Source organism: Pseudarthrobacter sp. WHRI 8279 (genome assembly GCF_040224115.2).
Taxonomy (GTDB): domain Bacteria; phylum Actinomycetota; class Actinomycetes; order Actinomycetales; family Micrococcaceae; genus Arthrobacter.
Genome location: NZ_CP168162.1, coordinates 3939251 through 3953852, shown reverse-complemented (window position 1 = coordinate 3953852; position 14602 = coordinate 3939251). Strand labels below are relative to the sequence as shown.

20 protein-coding genes are annotated in these 14602 nt (G+C 67.0%); 8 read left to right on the top strand and 12 right to left on the bottom strand.

The genetic code is table 11. The annotated features are described in order from the left end of the window. Window positions 1-113: 113 nt before the first annotated feature. From ABRP28_RS18130 to ABRP28_RS18105, 6 genes are all read left to right on the top strand, one after another. Window positions 114-1079: a hypothetical protein gene (locus ABRP28_RS18130; RefSeq protein ID WP_350001009.1), complete on the top strand. Its 966-nt coding sequence runs from the start codon at window positions 114-116 to the stop codon at window positions 1077-1079. Next, window positions 1079-1510 carry a phage holin family protein gene (locus tag ABRP28_RS18125; RefSeq protein ID WP_350001010.1) on the top strand — a complete coding sequence of 144 codons (432 nt, stop codon included), beginning with the start codon at window positions 1079-1081 and terminating at the stop codon, window positions 1508-1510. Before ABRP28_RS18130 ends, ABRP28_RS18125 begins: the two co-directional genes overlap by 1 nt. Continuing rightward, window positions 1507-2169, top strand: a complete 663-nt coding sequence (locus ABRP28_RS18120) for a DUF3618 domain-containing protein (RefSeq protein ID WP_350001012.1) — start codon at window positions 1507-1509, stop codon at window positions 2167-2169. The genes ABRP28_RS18125 and ABRP28_RS18120 overlap by 4 nt, the downstream gene beginning before the upstream one ends. Window positions 2170-2283: 114 nt before the next feature. Beyond that, window positions 2284-3501, top strand: coding sequence for a YhjD/YihY/BrkB family envelope integrity protein (locus ABRP28_RS18115; RefSeq protein WP_350001014.1), 1218 nt, complete (start codon window positions 2284-2286; stop codon window positions 3499-3501). 397 nt (window positions 3502-3898) lie between these two features. Then, window positions 3899-4156: a hypothetical protein gene (locus tag ABRP28_RS18110; protein WP_231457438.1), complete on the top strand. Its 258-nt coding sequence runs from the start codon at window positions 3899-3901 to the stop codon at window positions 4154-4156. A 137-nt stretch (window positions 4157-4293) separates the two neighbouring features. After that, a complete protein-coding gene (locus ABRP28_RS18105) occupies window positions 4294-4470 on the top strand; it encodes a CsbD family protein (protein ID WP_231457440.1) in 177 nt (58 codons plus the stop codon). Between the two features lie 90 nt (window positions 4471-4560). On the opposite strand, the gene ABRP28_RS18100 is transcribed toward ABRP28_RS18105, so the two are convergent. From ABRP28_RS18100 to ABRP28_RS18075, 6 genes are all read right to left on the bottom strand, one after another. After that, complete coding sequence (locus tag ABRP28_RS18100; protein WP_350001017.1) at window positions 4561-5304, bottom strand: glycosyltransferase; 744 nt, start codon at window positions 5302-5304, stop codon at window positions 4561-4563. Further along, complete coding sequence (locus tag ABRP28_RS18095) at window positions 5301-6707, bottom strand: bifunctional PIG-L family deacetylase/class I SAM-dependent methyltransferase (RefSeq protein WP_350001018.1); 1407 nt, start codon at window positions 6705-6707, stop codon at window positions 5301-5303. Before ABRP28_RS18095 ends, ABRP28_RS18100 begins: the two co-directional genes overlap by 4 nt. Continuing rightward, complete coding sequence (locus ABRP28_RS18090) at window positions 6701-7843, bottom strand: acyl-CoA dehydrogenase family protein (protein ID WP_350001020.1); 1143 nt, start codon at window positions 7841-7843, stop codon at window positions 6701-6703. Before ABRP28_RS18090 ends, ABRP28_RS18095 begins: the two co-directional genes overlap by 7 nt. Before the next feature lie 14 nt (window positions 7844-7857). After that, window positions 7858-8337 (bottom strand): DNA starvation/stationary phase protection protein, encoded by a 480-nt coding sequence (locus tag ABRP28_RS18085; RefSeq protein ID WP_350001022.1) that lies wholly within the window; start codon window positions 8335-8337, stop codon window positions 7858-7860. A gap of 105 nt (window positions 8338-8442) precedes the next feature. After that, window positions 8443-9120, bottom strand: coding sequence for an O-methyltransferase (locus ABRP28_RS18080; protein WP_350001023.1), 678 nt, complete (start codon window positions 9118-9120; stop codon window positions 8443-8445). A gap of 98 nt (window positions 9121-9218) precedes the next feature. Beyond that, window positions 9219-9542: a thiamine-binding protein gene (locus ABRP28_RS18075; protein ID WP_174182222.1), complete on the bottom strand. Its 324-nt coding sequence runs from the start codon at window positions 9540-9542 to the stop codon at window positions 9219-9221. A 120-nt stretch (window positions 9543-9662) separates the two neighbouring features. Between ABRP28_RS18075 and ABRP28_RS18070 the strand changes: the two genes are divergently transcribed. Together ABRP28_RS18070 and ABRP28_RS18065 are read left to right on the top strand one after the other, a co-directional pair. Continuing rightward, window positions 9663-10298: a helix-turn-helix domain-containing protein gene (locus tag ABRP28_RS18070; RefSeq protein ID WP_350001025.1), complete on the top strand. Its 636-nt coding sequence runs from the start codon at window positions 9663-9665 to the stop codon at window positions 10296-10298. Window positions 10299-10508: 210 nt separating this feature from the next. Next, window positions 10509-10733, top strand: a complete 225-nt coding sequence (locus tag ABRP28_RS18065) for a hypothetical protein (protein WP_350001027.1) — start codon at window positions 10509-10511, stop codon at window positions 10731-10733. Window positions 10734-10864: 131 nt separating this feature from the next. Here the strand turns inward: ABRP28_RS18065 and ABRP28_RS18060 are convergent, their stop codons facing one another. The 6 genes from ABRP28_RS18060 to ABRP28_RS18035 form a co-directional block, all read right to left on the bottom strand. Continuing rightward, the gene (locus ABRP28_RS18060) at window positions 10865-11113 is read right to left on the bottom strand and encodes a hypothetical protein (protein ID WP_350001028.1); all 249 of its coding nucleotides are present in this window, start codon (window positions 11111-11113) and stop codon (window positions 10865-10867) included. An 83-nt stretch (window positions 11114-11196) separates the two neighbouring features. After that, window positions 11197-11454 carry a hypothetical protein gene (locus ABRP28_RS18055; RefSeq protein ID WP_350001030.1) on the bottom strand — a complete coding sequence of 86 codons (258 nt, stop codon included), beginning with the start codon at window positions 11452-11454 and terminating at the stop codon, window positions 11197-11199. A gap of 182 nt (window positions 11455-11636) precedes the next feature. Beyond that, window positions 11637-11948: an AzlD domain-containing protein gene (locus ABRP28_RS18050; RefSeq protein ID WP_350001032.1), complete on the bottom strand. Its 312-nt coding sequence runs from the start codon at window positions 11946-11948 to the stop codon at window positions 11637-11639. Further along, the gene (locus tag ABRP28_RS18045; RefSeq protein WP_350001033.1) at window positions 11945-12694 is read right to left on the bottom strand and encodes an AzlC family ABC transporter permease; all 750 of its coding nucleotides are present in this window, start codon (window positions 12692-12694) and stop codon (window positions 11945-11947) included. Before ABRP28_RS18045 ends, ABRP28_RS18050 begins: the two co-directional genes overlap by 4 nt. Continuing rightward, complete coding sequence (locus ABRP28_RS18040) at window positions 12691-13152, bottom strand: hypothetical protein (protein WP_350001035.1); 462 nt, start codon at window positions 13150-13152, stop codon at window positions 12691-12693. Before ABRP28_RS18040 ends, ABRP28_RS18045 begins: the two co-directional genes overlap by 4 nt. Before the next feature lie 40 nt (window positions 13153-13192). Beyond that, entirely contained in the window at window positions 13193-14599 is a 1407-nt protein-coding gene (locus ABRP28_RS18035; RefSeq protein ID WP_350001037.1) for a CoA transferase, read from the bottom strand. Between the last annotated feature and the right edge of the window lie 3 nt (window positions 14600-14602).

Sequence of the window (14602 nt, the reverse complement as noted above, 5' to 3'; positions counted from 1 at the left end):
TAACTCGCTTAGCAAGGGTACTTACCTTTTATTAGTAATCATGCTTATTATTTTACGGCCAGTACTGCTGGTTCTTGATCAACAACCGGCCTTCTTGGAAAGAGAGAGCGAAGATGACAGAGAACCAATGGCCCGAGGATCCCGCCACGACGGCTCCGCCGGCCTCTACAGGAATTCCGGGTGAGCGGTCCGCCGCCACATTCCCGTCAGCCGCCACTCCCCAATACGGCGCGGTCCAGCCCGGCGACAGCTCCGGGACGTCCCGCAAGGATGCGGCGAAGGAAGAAGCAGCTGACGTTGCCCGCACGGCGAAGGGCTCTGCCCAGAACGTTGCGCAGACCGCCAAGGAAGAAGCCGCGCATGTGGCGTCCGAGGCGAAGTCCAGCGCGCAGGATCTCCTGCACCAGGCGAAGTCGGGCCTGACCAGCCAGGCCGGAACGCAGCAGCAGAAGGCCGCCGAGGGCATGCGCAATATCTCCAGCCAGCTGCACAGCATGGCCACCGCCCCGGACCAGCAGGGCATGGCCAGCGACCTGGTCCGGCAGGCTGCAGAGCGCACCTCTTCAATGGCGTCCTGGCTGGAGAACAGGCAGCCTGGCGACCTTCTCGGCGAAGTACAGCGGTATGCCCGCAACAATCCCGGCACCTTCCTCCTGCTTGCAGCGGGTGCAGGCGTCCTGGCAGGCAGGCTCACCCGCGGCCTCACGGCCGGGGCACCGGAATCTTCATCCGCCAGCGGCACCACAAGCACCGCGGGCCTGTACTCCGGAACGCCGTACGGCGACCGGTACACAGAGTCCTATGTGCCGGCAGGCGGCACGGTTCCTCCGCCCCCGGTGCAGCTTCCCGGGCCGGCCACCACAACGGCAGGGTACGACGGCGGCGCGCCAGGGAGCAGCTACGCCGACCCCACGCGTCCCGCCAGTCCCCTTGACAGCCCGCAGCTGGTGGAAGAACCGTGGTCCGGTAACCGGATCGCCAGTGATCCGCTGGGCGACCGCGACCTGGCCGACGATCCCATGGCAGGCGATCCCCTCACCCGGGACCGTTCCAGGGATGGCCAGTCTGGCGGGCTGTGATGAGTAGTTCTATTCCGGAACCCGCTCCGAGTGAGGCGCACCAGAGGGCTGATAGTGCCTCACTCGGTGAGCTGCTTGGGGATGTGACCCGTGACCTGTCCACGCTCATGCGCCAGGAAGTCGAGCTGGCCAAGGCTGAGCTGAAGCAGTCGGCCACGAAGGCCGGCAAGGGCTCGGGCATGCTCGCCGGGGCAGGCGTGGCAGGACACTTCGTCCTGCTCTTCCTGTCCCTGGGCCTGATGTTCGCCCTGGGCGCCCTGATGCCGCTGGGCTGGGCCGCGCTGATCGTCGCCGTGATCTGGGGCATCATCGCCGCGGTCCTGGCCTCGATCGGCCGCAAGGAACTCAAACAGATCAAGGGCCTGCCCCAGACCGGCGAAACCCTGTCCGAAATACCCCCAACCCTAAAACCAGGTGAGGTAAACCGATGAGCGATAACCCGGACGCAATCCGTTCAGACATAGAAGCCACCCGCGCACGCCTGGGCACCAACGTCGACGCCGTGGCGGACAAAGTCACCCCCTCAAACATCGTCCACCGCCAGACCGACAAAGTGAAGGACGCGGTCAGCGGGGTCAAGGAGAAAATCATGGGCGCAGCAGACCACACCACCACCCGTGTCCAGGACACCATGCACAGCGGAGCCGGGCACACCGGCAACGCCCTGCACTCCACCGGTGACACCCTGCACGGGGCCAAGGACACCGCCGCCGCGAAGCTCAGTGACGCCGGAACAGCGATCTCCAACGCACCGGACCAGGTCAAAGCCAAAACCCAGGGCAACCCCCTGGCCGCGGGCCTGATCGCCTTCGGCGCCGGCATGCTGATCTCCTCCCTGATCCCGGCCAGCCAAAAAGAACGCGAAGCCGCGGACCAGCTCAAAACCGCAGCCCAGCCCCTGGCCACCCAGGTCACCGACGCGGCCAAGGACATGGTCCAGGACCTCAAGGAACCAGCCCAGGAAGCCATGGAAAACGTCAAGGCCACCGCCACCGACGCCGCCCAGAACGTCAAAGCCGAAGGCCAACACGCAGCCACCGACGTCAAAGACCACGCCACCGACGCCGCAGGCCACGTCAAGAACACCTAGGCGGCATCCAGCACACCGCGGCACAAGCAAGGCACCAGCACTACCCGACAGGCCGGCCCCGCCAACCGCGGAGCCGGCCTGTCCGTTTTTCGCCCCTTACCGAGAGGACACCCCATGGCCACTCATGATGCATCCGAGAGCAGCACGGCCAAAGCAGGCCAGGCCCCGGCCCCCGATGATTCCAGGAAGCCGGACAGTCCCAAGGACCTGGTGAAGCCGAACTGGAAGTACATCGCCACCAAAACCCTCCGGGAGTTCAACAAGGACCAATGCCAGGACCTGGCTGCCGCACTGACCTACTACGCGGTGTTGTCCTTGTTCCCGGCCATCCTGGCCCTTGTGTCCCTGGTCGGGCTGTTTGGTGATCCGCAGAAAACCACAGACGCGCTCCTGCAAATTGTCAGCGGATTTGTCCCGGCCGAGACTGTTGACACGGTAGGCGGAGTGGTGGCGGACCTGGCAAATGCCCCAGCGGCAGGATTCACCCTGGTTCTTGGCCTTGCCACCGCCCTGTGGTCCGCGTCGGGTTACGTCGGGGCGTTCGGCCGTGCCATGAACCGGATTTATGAGGTGGACGAGGGCCGGCCATTTGTGAAGCTGCGGGGCACCATGCTGGTGGTTACCCTCCTTGCCGTTGTCATCGTGGCCATCCTGGCCGGCATGCTGGTCCTGAGCGGGCCGGTGGCAGAAGCGGTCGGCGGGCTGATTGGCCTCAGCGGCGTATTCCTGACCATCTGGGACATCGCCAAATGGCCTGTGATGGTGGGGCTGATCATCGTGATCATCGCCGTCCTCTACTACGCCACCCCCAACGTCAAGCAGCCCAAGTTCAAGTGGATGAGCCTGGGGTCCGGTATCGCGCTGTTTGTTTTCCTGCTTGCGTCACTGGGCTTCGGCTTCTATGTAGGTAACTTCGGCAACTACAACAAGACCTACGGGGCCCTGGGCGGCGTGATCGTGATGCTGCTGTGGCTCTGGATCCTCAACATGTCCCTGCTCTTCGGTGCGGAGTTCGACGCCGAGATGGAACGCGGCCGGCAGCTCCAGGCGGGCATCAAGGCAGAGGAAACCATCCAGCTGCCCCCGAGGGACACCAAGAAGAGCGAAAAGCTGCAGAAGCAGGAGGAAGAGGACATCCGGCACGGGCGGGAGCTCCGTGAGAAGTACAGCGCCGAAAACGGCCAGGATGACTCTTCGGACGAGGGCCGTCGCCAGGACGGGAGCGGCGACTCCGAGGAGCCCCGGGAGCCGCACCGGGACCGGGTACGGGATAAGGTACGGGACCGCGCCCTTGGCGGAAATGAAGAACGGGGCGGCAACGACGCCCGCTAGCGCGTTTCCGCGGGGACTAGGCAGGACCTTCAAGATGGGAGAAAATTGTCTTGAAGGTCCTGTTGAGGTTTCCCGGGTTTAACAAGGTGCCCGGGAGCAGGCGGGGCCGGCGGTGAGATGGCCTCTTCTGAGACCGAGGCCAGTCCCCCCAGTCGCCGTCGGCCCCCTCGATCCAGCTGAAACAGCTGGCTCCGCTGGCGCGATTCACCCGCCGTCGAAGTCCCCGCGAGGTGTTTTGCATGTCCGGGGTGAATTTCCTGTCCAGGCTGGGCAGCCTAACTGGACAAAGCGAGCCGACCTGCCATACCTTCGTGATTACTCTGTTGAGCCCTCCGGGGCCCGGCAGGGCCGCTGAAGCAGATACGGCGGCGTCAAGGTCGAGCCCGAATGAGCGAACATGCCTGCTACACATTTTGAAGATTTTCTTGCCGAGGCAGTTGTCGCGGACAGGGAGCCGGGGCTGGGCCTCGGTCGCGATGAGCTATATGGCCTTTACACCAGCTGGTGCCTCCTCCATAAGGCCCCGCTGCAGCCGCCGGAAGCCCTGTGGGCGGCGCTGGATACCCACGGCATCAACCCGGACAGCAACAACCTGTCCATGACCGGCCCGGCAGCAGCCGACTACATCGTCGCAAGCGCTCCTGACCTAGTCTGACGCTGTCCCACCGGTCTTTCCCTCCTGCAAACGCTCCCCTGCCGCAGCCAGCCATCTGTTGAAGCAACCGCTGGCTGGCTAGCATGGGAGCATGGCCCGCGTATTGCCGCAGGCCACAAGCCGAAGGGAGAAGTGCCATGGGTTTGGACGACAAGATCGACAACGCCGCCGAGAAAATGGCCGGCAAGGCCAAGGAAGCAACCGGCAAGGCAACTGATGACGAAAGCCTGCGGACCGAAGGCCAGATGGACCAGGCCAAGGCTGACTTGAAGCAGGCCGGCGAGAAGGTCAAGGACGCCTTCCGTAAGGAGTAGTCCTGCTGAAAGGGGGTTGCTGCGTTAACGCAGCAACCCCCTTTCCCGTTAAGCCACGCTCCCGCTTAGCCACGGTGTCCGGGGCTGGCGTTAAGCCTCCGGTGCCAGCGCAATGTCCCTGCCCAGCGTCCGCAGATAGGCGCCGAAGCCTTTTGGGGCACGGGCCTGCGTCCGGCCGGATGTCCGCACCCGGATGGTGTCGGTGGCCCTGACATCAAACCCGTGCTCCCGCAGCCGCCCTGCCAGCACCCGGTCCTCATGCGAGAGATGCCGCGGGAACCCGCCCGCCGCAAGGTACGCCGAACCGCGGACACCCAGGTTCGCTCCGAACACGTGCGGGTGGTCTTCCCCGAAGGAGTGCATAGACTGCCAGCGGCTGAGCAGTTCCGGCGCCATCCCGGCAGGATCCACGTCCACGGACCCCAACACGGCGTCGGCTCCCGCTGCAGCCAACCTGATTTGCCCCACAAGCCAGTTCTCCGGAACCACCGAGTCGGCGTCGGTATTGGCCAGCCATAACCCGGCCACGGCGCCAGGGCTTGTATCTGCGGCCGCACCGAGCATTTGCCAGATTCCCGCCCGCCTGCTCCTGCCCACGCTGCGAAAGGCAACCGCCAGGACAGAGAAGCAGCTGTTCCGGGCGGCGTACGCGGAGGCTATGGCGGCAGACCCGTCCGTGCAGGAATCAAGGACCACCAGAACCCGGAGGTCAATGTGGGGATGGACCTGCCGGAGCGCGGATGCAGCGGCCTCAACGCCGGCGAGGGCGCGGCCCAGGTGGTCCTCCTCGTTGTGCACCGGAATCACCACGGCCACCCGGTCAACGGCAGTCAAGGCGCAGGCACCGCCGCCATGGGCACTGTGAGGGTTTCGAGCAGGAAGTCGCGCTCCCGGTAGAGGCCGGCAGTGGGCCACTTCAGCCCGTCCCGCACCCGGGTGTGGACTGTTTCGCCGTCCAGCTCCCAGCCGGAAATGGGGTGGCGCCAGTGGCACAGCAGCAGGGTGCCGCCCGGGAGCATCGAATGCCTGATCCTTTCGATCAGGGCTTCGAGCTCACTGGCGGTGAGGTAGTACCCAACCTCGGACACCACCACCAGGTCGTAGCTCCCGCCAGGCCACTCGGCGGGCATGGTCAGTTGCCTGGCTGATACGCCCGGGAAAGGAGCAAGGCGTTCTGCTGCCTGCGCCAGCGCCGCACCGCTGGCGTCCACGGCCAGCAGGTTCGCGCACCGCGGGGCAAGTTCGGCCGTCAGCGTGCCGATGGAGCAGCCGATCTCCAGCGCCGAGGAATACTGTTCGGAGGGCAAGGCTGCGACCGTCAGCGCCCGTTTCCGGCGCTCGTACCAGCTGGTGGCGTACTTCCAGGGATCGGGTTCCCGGTTGTGGATGCCGTCAAAAATTCCCTGGGCTTCCTTGCTGGTGTGCGGCACGGTTCCGGGGCCACCTGGTTTTCCGGGCATGAACTCCTGCGGAGGTGTCCAGGCGAAGGTTTCAAAGGGGCGGGAGAAGTGCCGCAGGAAGGACTCGCTCAGGAGGACTTCGTCACCGGGATGCGGAGAAAGCGGCGTGGTCTGGCTGGCATGCTCCTGCATGGCCCGTTCCTTGATGGACTGTTCCTCCGGCTCCAGCGGCAGCCTCACCCAGGACTGCCACTCGGGGTTCCCGGGCGTGGCCCAGTGCCAGTACCAGATGGGGTACTCCAGCAGGGCGTAGCCGTTCCCGGCGGCAACAGCAGCGGCCACTGATCCCAGGGCATCATGGTCGGCGTGCCCGTCGGCGCGGTACGGCGCAACAATGGCGAGCCGGCCTGCAGGGCCGGCGAGCCCTGCGGCGGCTTCCCTGACCACACGGGTGATGTCCGCCGTGCGCTCCGCCAGGCCGCTGTCCGGCAGGCCAAGGTACCGCCAGCGGTCCGTGAGCCCCATGGATGCCAGGGCAGCCGCGAATTCAGCGAGGCGCCGGGCCGTCAGTTCTTCCCGGGAGACGGTTTCCGATCCGGGGTGCGAGGCCTCGCCTGCCGTGCACAGCAGCACCTCCACCTCTGCACCTAGGCCGTGAAGCCGTGCCAGCAGGCCGCCCGCTCCGAGTGTTTCGTCGTCCGGGTGGGCGGCGAGGACCAGGAACCGCATTGCGGCAAGCTCCTCCGGAGCGAGCGGGAGCTCGGGAATGACAGGAAGGCCCCGGGCAGACCAGGCGGCCTCGTCAGTCCCCTCGTCGGTGTGCAGGAAGGTCACCACGGCGCGTCACCTTTCAAGGTCAAGGTGCCCAGCTGGGCGTCGTCACGCATGCCGTGGTGCTGGCGGACGTACAGTGCCAGGTCAGCCATCCGCTTTGCGTACTTCCGGTCGAAGGCCAGCGGTCCCGGCCCCCGGTTGCTGCCCACTACGGACAAAACGCGTTCGACGGCGGCGGCACAGGTTCCGCGTACCCGCAGCGCATTGCTCCACGGCGAGAGCTCCCCGGCGGTCCCCTGCTGAGAGGACACCTGTTGAGCCGGCCTCTGTCCTGACCGGTCTATGCCTTCCGCTGTTCCCGCGAGGCAGGCCAGCGCGGAGGTCAGGGTCCGGTCCAGCTCGCCCAGTGCGGCAAGTGCAACCTGGTCCGGCTCCCGCCCGGAAAGACGTCCCGCGCTGAGGGAGTCCCGGTAGTCGCGGGCGATGCCCACGGCTCCCCCGAGCCAGCAGGCGGCCACCCCCATGCCGCCCCAGGCAAAGCCAGGCCGGCTGAAGTACCAGTTGGTTCCCTGCAGCGGCTCGGCGGGGACACTTCTGAACCGGACAGTCCCGCTTGGGATCTCCTGCAGTCCCCTGGCCACCCACTCCGGCTCCTCGCACGCGACGCCCGCATGGCGCAGGTCCACTGCAAAAGCCGCGCGGCCGCCGTCGTCCGTATGGGCCGTGACCACCGCGTGGTCAAGCAGCGGGGCGAGGGAACACCACGGCTTGGAGCCGGTCAGAACCACCCCGGATCCGTTCCGTTCCGCCGAGAGCCGCATCCCTGGACCTTCGGCCGCAAAAACACCCCAGGCCCCGCTGGCACGGGCGGGATCATGCCCTGCCTGGGCCAGGATCGCCAACGCGTCCAGGTGCGGCTCAAAGACGCGTGCAGCTGCAACGTCGATGGCGGCCACAGTGGCCAGGAGCTCCCAGAGAAGCCCGGTACTGCCTTCACCGGGCTTCGGCCACTGTTTTCCGGCCTCCTGGGCCAGCTCAAGTAAAGCCGGTACATCACCGGCGCTGGCAGAGACGGCCTGGAACAGGGGATCCAGGCCGTCTGGGCCTTCCCTGCCGGCGGACAGCCGGACCGCTGCGCTGGGGCCGGGCACCGCGTTCCCGGCGGATTTTTGGCTGTGTTCCTCGGAAAGTTCCGGCATCGTGACGGCGGCGCCTATGCGCCGGCCGGCTCGGTGACGGAGGCGGTGGGTGCCATGGTTTCGGCATTGACCATCCAGGCCAGCTGTTCCAGGCGCTCGATGGCGGCGTGGAGCAGGTCCGCGCTGGTGGGGTCTTCCTCATCCACTTCATCGTGGACATCCCGCATGGTCTGGACTGTCCGCTCAAGCCGGGCCGTGATGAGTTTTACTGTCTGTTTCGTGGAGGTCAGGCCTTCGGGAAACCCGTCCAGCCGGGTGCCGGCTGAGACTGTGCTGCTGCGGCCGTCCGGAAGGGCATGCAGCGCCCGCATCCTCTCGGCGGCCTGGTCAGCGAAGAGCCGTGCGGCGGCAATGATCTCGTCGAGCTGCAGGTGCAGGTCACGGAAATTGGTGCCCACGAGGTTCCAGTGCGCCTGTTTTCCCTGCAGGTGCAGCTCGATGAGGTCCGTAAGCACCGTCTGTAGGTTGCCGGCAAGGGTGGGTGAGGCTTTCATCGTTTTCCTCCACTGCTAACTGTTGGTCCGGCTAGCTGCCAGCCGGATTCTGGTTCTAAGCATACTTAGCAGTTTGTGGGGCAGGAAAGATTCCCGGCACCGGCGCTAGCGGATACGTCCAAGCGCGAAACCGTCCCAGCCTTTTGAGCCGACGGTCTGGATGACGGTAGCGTCCAGCCGTGGATGCTTCCCCAGGAGCTCGAGTGCACCGATGATTCCCGGCGCGTTGACGGGATCCATTGCGGGATCAAGGATGGCTCCTTCCCAGACGGCATTGTCCAGCACCACAGTAGCCCCGGGCCTCCCCAGCCGGACGGCCCAGTCCAGGTAGCGGCTGTTGTTCTCCTTGTCTGCGTCAATGAAGATGAAGTCGAAGGGCGCCCGGCCCTCCTCCTCAAGTGCCGCCAGGGTCTCCAGCGCGGGCCCCAGCCGGATCTCCACTTTCTCCCCGAGGCCGGCGGCATCGATGTTGGCCCACGCAACTTCCGCGTGCTTGGGCAGGAATTCGCAGGTGACAAGGGTGCCGTCCGAGGGAAGGCCCCGGCCCATCCAGATGGTGCTGAAGCCGGCGAGCGTGCCAATTTCGAGCACGCGCCGGGCTCCCGTCAGCTGCACCAGGAGCTTTAGGAGCTTGCCCGCATTGGGCGCCACTTCGATGGCAGGCATCCCCGCCTCCGCGGCGGAACTGATGGCCTGCTGCAGCGCCGGATCGGGATGGACCACGACGCGGGACAGGAACTCTTCAGCCGCAATCCACTCCGGCCGGGGCTGGTGCTCGAACATTGCCACAGTTTGGCACGGGGCAGCCTTGGGGTCCATAGAGCTGCGGCTCCCGGAGTTGGGGTCCGGTAACGGCCGACGGCGGGCCAGGGCTGCGCGGGTCAGGAACCGTCTGCGAGCGCTTCTTCCAGGCGGTCCACTTTCGCGGTCAGTTCCCCTGTGTACCCCGGCCGGATGTCAGCCTTGATCACGAGGGAGACGCGGCTGCCGTACCGTCCCACCGCTTCCGTGGCCCGCTTGACCACGTCAAAGACCTCGTCCCATTCACCTTCGATGGTGGTGAACATCGAGTCCGTCGTGTTGGGCAGGCCGGACTCGCGGACGATTTTGACGGCGGCGGCAACGGCGTCGTGCACTGACGCATCTGTGGGCCTTGAACCTTCGCTGGGGGCGCCCGAGGGGGCGACAGAAAACGCTAGCAACATGAAGCCAGTGTGCCACGGCGGGCCCGCGCCGGCAGGGCGGGAAGGTGCCCCTGGGCGTCACATAACCGCCTACCCTGCAGTAACGGTGATCGCCGAAAGCTCCGTTGCTAACCTTTTCGCATGAGCCTCGCAGTCGCCCGTAAGCCCCTCCGTGCCGACGCAGCACGGAACGTGGACAAAATCATCACGGCGGCCCGGCAATGCTTCCGCGACTTCGGACCGGAAGTGCCGCTGCAGACCATCGCGGCAACAGCAGGGGTTGGCCCTGCCACCCTCTTCCGCAATTTCGCGGACAAGGAAGAACTGGTCCTGGCCGCCCTAAACCGGCAGCTGCGCCTCACTGTGGATCCGGTGGTGGACGGTGCCCTGGCGGACATCGACGCGGCCGCCGGGTTGTTGCGTGTCCTGGAGGCACTCATGGACGCGGCCAGCGCTGACGCCAACCTGCTGGGCGCCGTGGCGGGGCGGCGGGAGCTCCTGACCGGCATTACCGGCTCACTCATGGACTCCATCAGCGTGCTGCTGGTGCGCGGGCAGGGCCAGGGAAGCCTCCGGGCAGACATCTCCATGACGGACATGTTCCGGCTGCTTGCGATGCTGATCGGCGTGGTGGACACCATGGAGCCCGGCTCTGACGCCTGGCGGCGCCCGCTGGCCCTGGTTGAGGACGCCATCCGGACGGTGCGGCCCGCCCGCCCCCTGCCTGCCCATGTGCCGGTCCCGTCCACACCTGGAACGGGCCCGCACCTGGGCTGACACTGCCGTAAAGCTGCGCGCACGAAGCGCGGCCGGAGGTTCGGGACCACTGGCCCCGGCGTTTGTGTTTGGCGCGCGGATGGCACCATTGTGGGCGTCCTGCACGTGCAATACACTTCAGGAGGGGTTACGCAGCCAGCCTCCCAACTTAGGGATGGAGTGACCCATGAAGCAATCCCCTCAGTTCCGGCGCATCCTGGCAGTGGCACGATGAACAGTTCAAAGCTGAACAAGTACCTTAACGATCCCCGCGGGCCCGAGGAAGTCCTTCCCTCCCTGACGGCGGAAGAACTCGCAAACCTGCTGGACGCCCTGTACCAGAACCTGGACACACCTGAACCCGAGTTCGGGGCGGAAGCGTGGTACGAGATGGCTGTTGAAGAGAGCTGCAGGCGGGCCAGTTCGCCGGATGGCGCAGCGCACGGCGTGGCCTAGCCGGCAGGCTGCAACACTCCTGGCCCGCAGACCCTGAATCCCCAGGTTTCGGCTCCCCAGGTTCCGGATCGCCGGACCTCTGCACCCGCCCGCGGCCCCACCTTTTCCCCCAGCGCCGCCGCCCACCACTACTAGCGGGACGAGCCCTGTCCGGCGTCGCCGTCGGACTCGTGGTGCTCCTGCTGATGCTGCTCCGATTGGTCGTGGCGCTCATTGGGGACGTGGTCTTTGGCCTCGTTGAGGTGCTGCTGCAGCTTTTCCTCCGCATCGCGGCGGCGCCGGGCTGTATCCCGCAGTTCCCGGGTGGATTCCGAACCACCGGGGTCAAGGTACCCTTGCCGGGGCTTCCCCGGCTGCTCCGGACGTGACCGATCGTTCATCGCGGTTCCTCCCTTGTGGCCGCCGCAGTGGGTTTGCGGCCCTGGTGCCAGTCCACCACATATCCGTTCCGGGATGCGGTTTGCTACTGGCCGCCCGGTTCTCCCCTGCTGCGAAGCTCATGGCGCACCAAGGCCCGCAGGGCCGGAATGTTGGACGCCGTGTCCACGTCAAACGCTGCGTCCAGACTTTGCGAAAGGAACTCCAGGTCCTCGGCCGGGACGTCAGCCATGCCGGCAAACCGGGTGAAGAAGCGCTTGGCCGGCAGTCCCGCGCGGCGCCTGATGTGTTTGTGGTGCAGACGTCCGGGTCTTTCCCCGGCTGGATGCAGCTGATTTTCCATGGGTGCCATTCGCGAGAATTTCCAAGGCCAACTGCATAGCCGCTTTTATAGTACAACCGGAAAAGGGCTCTTCGTGTGACAGGCATCACAAAAAGAGGGTGCGTGTTCCCATTCCAGGTGCCGCCGTCAGTTCCAGCCAGTCAGTTCCAGCCGGTCAGTTCCAGCCAGTCAGTTCCTGCCGGTCAGTTCCAGCCCAGGGCCCTCAGCAGCGCCGCCGTCCCGGCGCCGGCGAGGACCACCACCAGGAACGGCGCGCGCAGGGCCAGGGCTGCCGCGGCAGCCACCAGCGCCCCCAGCCTGGCATCAGCAGCGAGCGACTGGCCTGTGGCAACGGTGTTCACAACCGTCAGGGAGGCGAGCAGTCCGATGGTCATGGTGCCCGCCACCCGTGACATGCGCGGATCTTCCAGCAACCGGGCCGGAACGAAGTAGCCGACCAGCTTCCATGCGTAGGCCAGGGCGCAGGCAATCAGCAGCCAGATCCAGAGACTCATTCGGTGATCCTCTGGCTGGCATGTCCGCCGTGGTGGTGGCGCTCCCGGAAGGGGTCCACGTCCGGCTCGAGGCCTTCGTCACTCCGGCCATGGCTGAACCATCCGATGACCGCGGCCACCACGGCCGCCACCAGGATCGGCACGCCGGCGGGGACGAACGGCACGGCGATGACGGTGGCCACGGCGCACACGGCAGCGATGGCAACCGGCTCGCGCCCCTTGAGCCGCGGCCAGAGCAGCCCCAGGAACGCAGCCACGGCTGCGCCGTCAAGCCCCCACTGCTTGGGATCGCCCAGGCCGCTTCCGGCGAGCGCTCCGATGGCGGTGAAGAGGTTCCAGAGCACGTAGATGCCGATGCCCGCCGCCCAGAACCCCCGACGCTGTTCGGCAGGGTCCGTCTGGCCGGAGCTGGTTGCCGTGGACTCGTCAATGGTGAGCTGGGCTGCGACGTACCTGCGCCAGCCGGTGGGGTGCAGGAGCGCGTTGAGCTGCATGCCGTAGATCCCGTTCCGCATGCCCAGCAGGGTGGCAGCGCTCATGGCCGCGATGCCGGACCCGCCGCCGCCCACCACGCCAATGAACGCGAACTGCGAGCCGCCGCTGAACAGGAGCAGGCTCAGTGCCATCGTCTGCCAGAAGTTGAGCCCGGACGTCACTGAGAGTGCCCCGAAGGACACACCGTACAAACCGGTGGCGATGCTGATGGAGATTCCCATCCGTATCGCCGGGGATGCCAGCAGGCTCACGGACGCGCTCCCCCGGCCGGCCGGCGCAGGCTCCACGCCCACGCAATCAGCGGTGCCTGGAGCGGAAGGCGGACGGTATGCACCTTCCGCTGGGCGCGGGTCCCCTTGGGCCCGTACGCCCGCTGGAGCGCGTCGACGTGTCCGGCCAGGAACGCGGTGAACATCACGGCGGTGCCGGTGGCGGCCACCTTCCGCGTTGCCGGGACAAGGATTCCGACGGCGGCTGCCAGCTCCACCAGCCCGCTCAGGGCTATCCATTCCTCCCGGGAGAGGAGGGCAAGCGGACGTGAAGGCGCGGCACCTTGGGGGGCGTCGTCGTCACGGCAGAGGTAGCCCGGGACCACCTGGCGGTAGAAGGCGGGGTCGCGGAAGTGCTTCATGGCGCTGGCCAGGAGCAGGGCGCTCATGGCTGCAGCGGAGAGGGTCTGGGCGGCCCGGCCGGAGCGGGGAAAAGGCATGGCTCCACTCAACCACAGGCGCAGCGGGCTCCTGTAACCGTCAGGCCCACGCCAGCTCCGAGCTTCCATAGGGTACGGGAGGGCGGCCATAGTCGAGGGGTTGTCCGTCGAGCAGCAGCGGCGGCCTGGCGTACTGAAGCTCGCCGTACGTGCTGGCCTGTGTCCGCAGGTCAGGCGTGGGAGGCTGGCTTGCCGGGCTGCCAGCTTGGCCGGGCGGGGCGGGCAGGCCCAGGAGCTCCCCGGCGGTCCGGGCCAGGGACATCCGTGCCCACCCGCCCAGGCCGGTTTGCTGGCGGTGCGCGAGCAGCGCGATGGCACCGGCAGCCAGGCCGTACCCGGTGGCGTGGTCCAGCGCCTGGACGGGAAGCGCACCCGGCCGCCAGCCGCCGTCGCCATCCTCCAACCCGTACAGGTCCGCGATCCCGGTGGCCGCCTGGACAATGCTGTCGAACCCGCGCATGCCGCTCCACGGCCCTTCCCTGCCCCAGCTGTCAAGGGTGGCCACCACAAGTTCCGGCCTGGCGTCCAGGAGGGCCTCCGGCTCCAGCCCGAAGCGGGTGAGGGAGCCGGCGCGGTAGCCTGCCACCACAACGTCGGCCGTGTGCAGCAGGTGGTGCAGGCGGTGCAGGTTCCCCGGAAGGGCGAGGTCCGCCACGGCGCTCCTCTTGCAGAACCCGGTGTCCACGAACTGGCCGGTGATTTCCGGAAGCTGCGGCGGGTCGATCCGCAGCACGTCCGCCCCCAGCACGCCCAGCAGGCGGGTGGACACCGGGCCCGCAATGACACGGGTCAGGTCCAGCACGCGGACGCCCAGGAGCGGCCTGCGCGGATCGTCAAGGGGCTGGAGCACGGGCTGCCGTGTTCCTTTGGCCTTGCCGCCGGGAAGCGTCAGGTCAATCCACGGACCCCTGCCCGCCGAGCGGCCCATCGCGGAGCCAAGCCATGCCTCCCGGGTCCTGACGGCCGCCGCCACCCCGCCGCTGGACTGGATGGCCGCTTCGGCCTCCAGGGACTCCATTCTGCGGAGCGCAGCGGCCACACCGCCGGCGGTGGTGGCACCCAGCGCCTCCATCAGCCGCTCTGCGTGATGCGGATAGTTGGCGTGGAGCCGGATCCACCCGTCAAGGGTGCGCCGGAAGCCGGACAGCGGGGCGAACCCCTGGATGGGATGCCCGGAGATGCGCAGATGCCCGGAAGAGTCGAAGGCTGCGGCTGTCAGGGCTGATGTGGTGGCGAACCTGTCCGGCGCACCCGCCAGGAGGTTCAGGGCCGCCGCGGCAGCACCCACCGCACCCAGGCTGAGGCCTTCAACGTCCAGGGGCCCGGTCCACCAGCGGCGGGGGCCGGACCAGGGCGCAGGCCGGAGCCCGCCGGAGGCGTCCTGCCGGCGGAAAAGCGGCTCAAGGCAGCGGAACAGCGCGGGCACGCCGTCCGGGATCCCGCCCATGCG

What these genes read in the sequence shown, in the direction of transcription:
- ABRP28_RS18110 (WP_231457438.1), top strand. Translation starts at nt 3,899, where the DNA reads ATGCCTGCTACACATTTTGAAGATTTTCTTGCCGAGGCAGTTGTCGCG.
- ABRP28_RS18115 (WP_350001014.1), top strand. Translation starts at nt 2,284, where the DNA reads ATGGCCACTCATGATGCATCCGAGAGCAGCACGGCCAAAGCAGGCCAG.
- ABRP28_RS18065 (WP_350001027.1), top strand. Translation starts at nt 10,509, where the DNA reads ATGAACAGTTCAAAGCTGAACAAGTACCTTAACGATCCCCGCGGGCCC.
- ABRP28_RS18035 (WP_350001037.1), bottom strand. Translation starts at nt 14,599, where the DNA reads ATGGGCGGGATCCCGGACGGCGTGCCCGCGCTGTTCCGCTGCCTTGAG.
- ABRP28_RS18085 (WP_350001022.1), bottom strand. Translation starts at nt 8,337, where the DNA reads ATGAAAGCCTCACCCACCCTTGCCGGCAACCTACAGACGGTGCTTACG.
- ABRP28_RS18075 (WP_174182222.1), bottom strand. Translation starts at nt 9,542, where the DNA reads ATGTTGCTAGCGTTTTCTGTCGCCCCCTCGGGCGCCCCCAGCGAAGGT.
- ABRP28_RS18060 (WP_350001028.1), bottom strand. Translation starts at nt 11,113, where the DNA reads ATGAACGATCGGTCACGTCCGGAGCAGCCGGGGAAGCCCCGGCAAGGG.
- ABRP28_RS18120 (WP_350001012.1), top strand. Translation starts at nt 1,507, where the DNA reads ATGAGCGATAACCCGGACGCAATCCGTTCAGACATAGAAGCCACCCGC.
- ABRP28_RS18040 (WP_350001035.1), bottom strand. Translation starts at nt 13,152, where the DNA reads ATGCCTTTTCCCCGCTCCGGCCGGGCCGCCCAGACCCTCTCCGCTGCA.
- ABRP28_RS18125 (WP_350001010.1), top strand. Translation starts at nt 1,079, where the DNA reads ATGAGTAGTTCTATTCCGGAACCCGCTCCGAGTGAGGCGCACCAGAGG.
- ABRP28_RS18070 (WP_350001025.1), top strand. Translation starts at nt 9,663, where the DNA reads ATGAGCCTCGCAGTCGCCCGTAAGCCCCTCCGTGCCGACGCAGCACGG.
- ABRP28_RS18090 (WP_350001020.1), bottom strand. Translation starts at nt 7,843, where the DNA reads ATGCCGGAACTTTCCGAGGAACACAGCCAAAAATCCGCCGGGAACGCG.
- ABRP28_RS18080 (WP_350001023.1), bottom strand. Translation starts at nt 9,120, where the DNA reads ATGTTCGAGCACCAGCCCCGGCCGGAGTGGATTGCGGCTGAAGAGTTC.
- ABRP28_RS18055 (WP_350001030.1), bottom strand. Translation starts at nt 11,454, where the DNA reads ATGGAAAATCAGCTGCATCCAGCCGGGGAAAGACCCGGACGTCTGCAC.
- ABRP28_RS18130 (WP_350001009.1), top strand. Translation starts at nt 114, where the DNA reads ATGACAGAGAACCAATGGCCCGAGGATCCCGCCACGACGGCTCCGCCG.
- ABRP28_RS18050 (WP_350001032.1), bottom strand. Translation starts at nt 11,948, where the DNA reads ATGAGTCTCTGGATCTGGCTGCTGATTGCCTGCGCCCTGGCCTACGCA.
- ABRP28_RS18105 (WP_231457440.1), top strand. Translation starts at nt 4,294, where the DNA reads ATGGGTTTGGACGACAAGATCGACAACGCCGCCGAGAAAATGGCCGGC.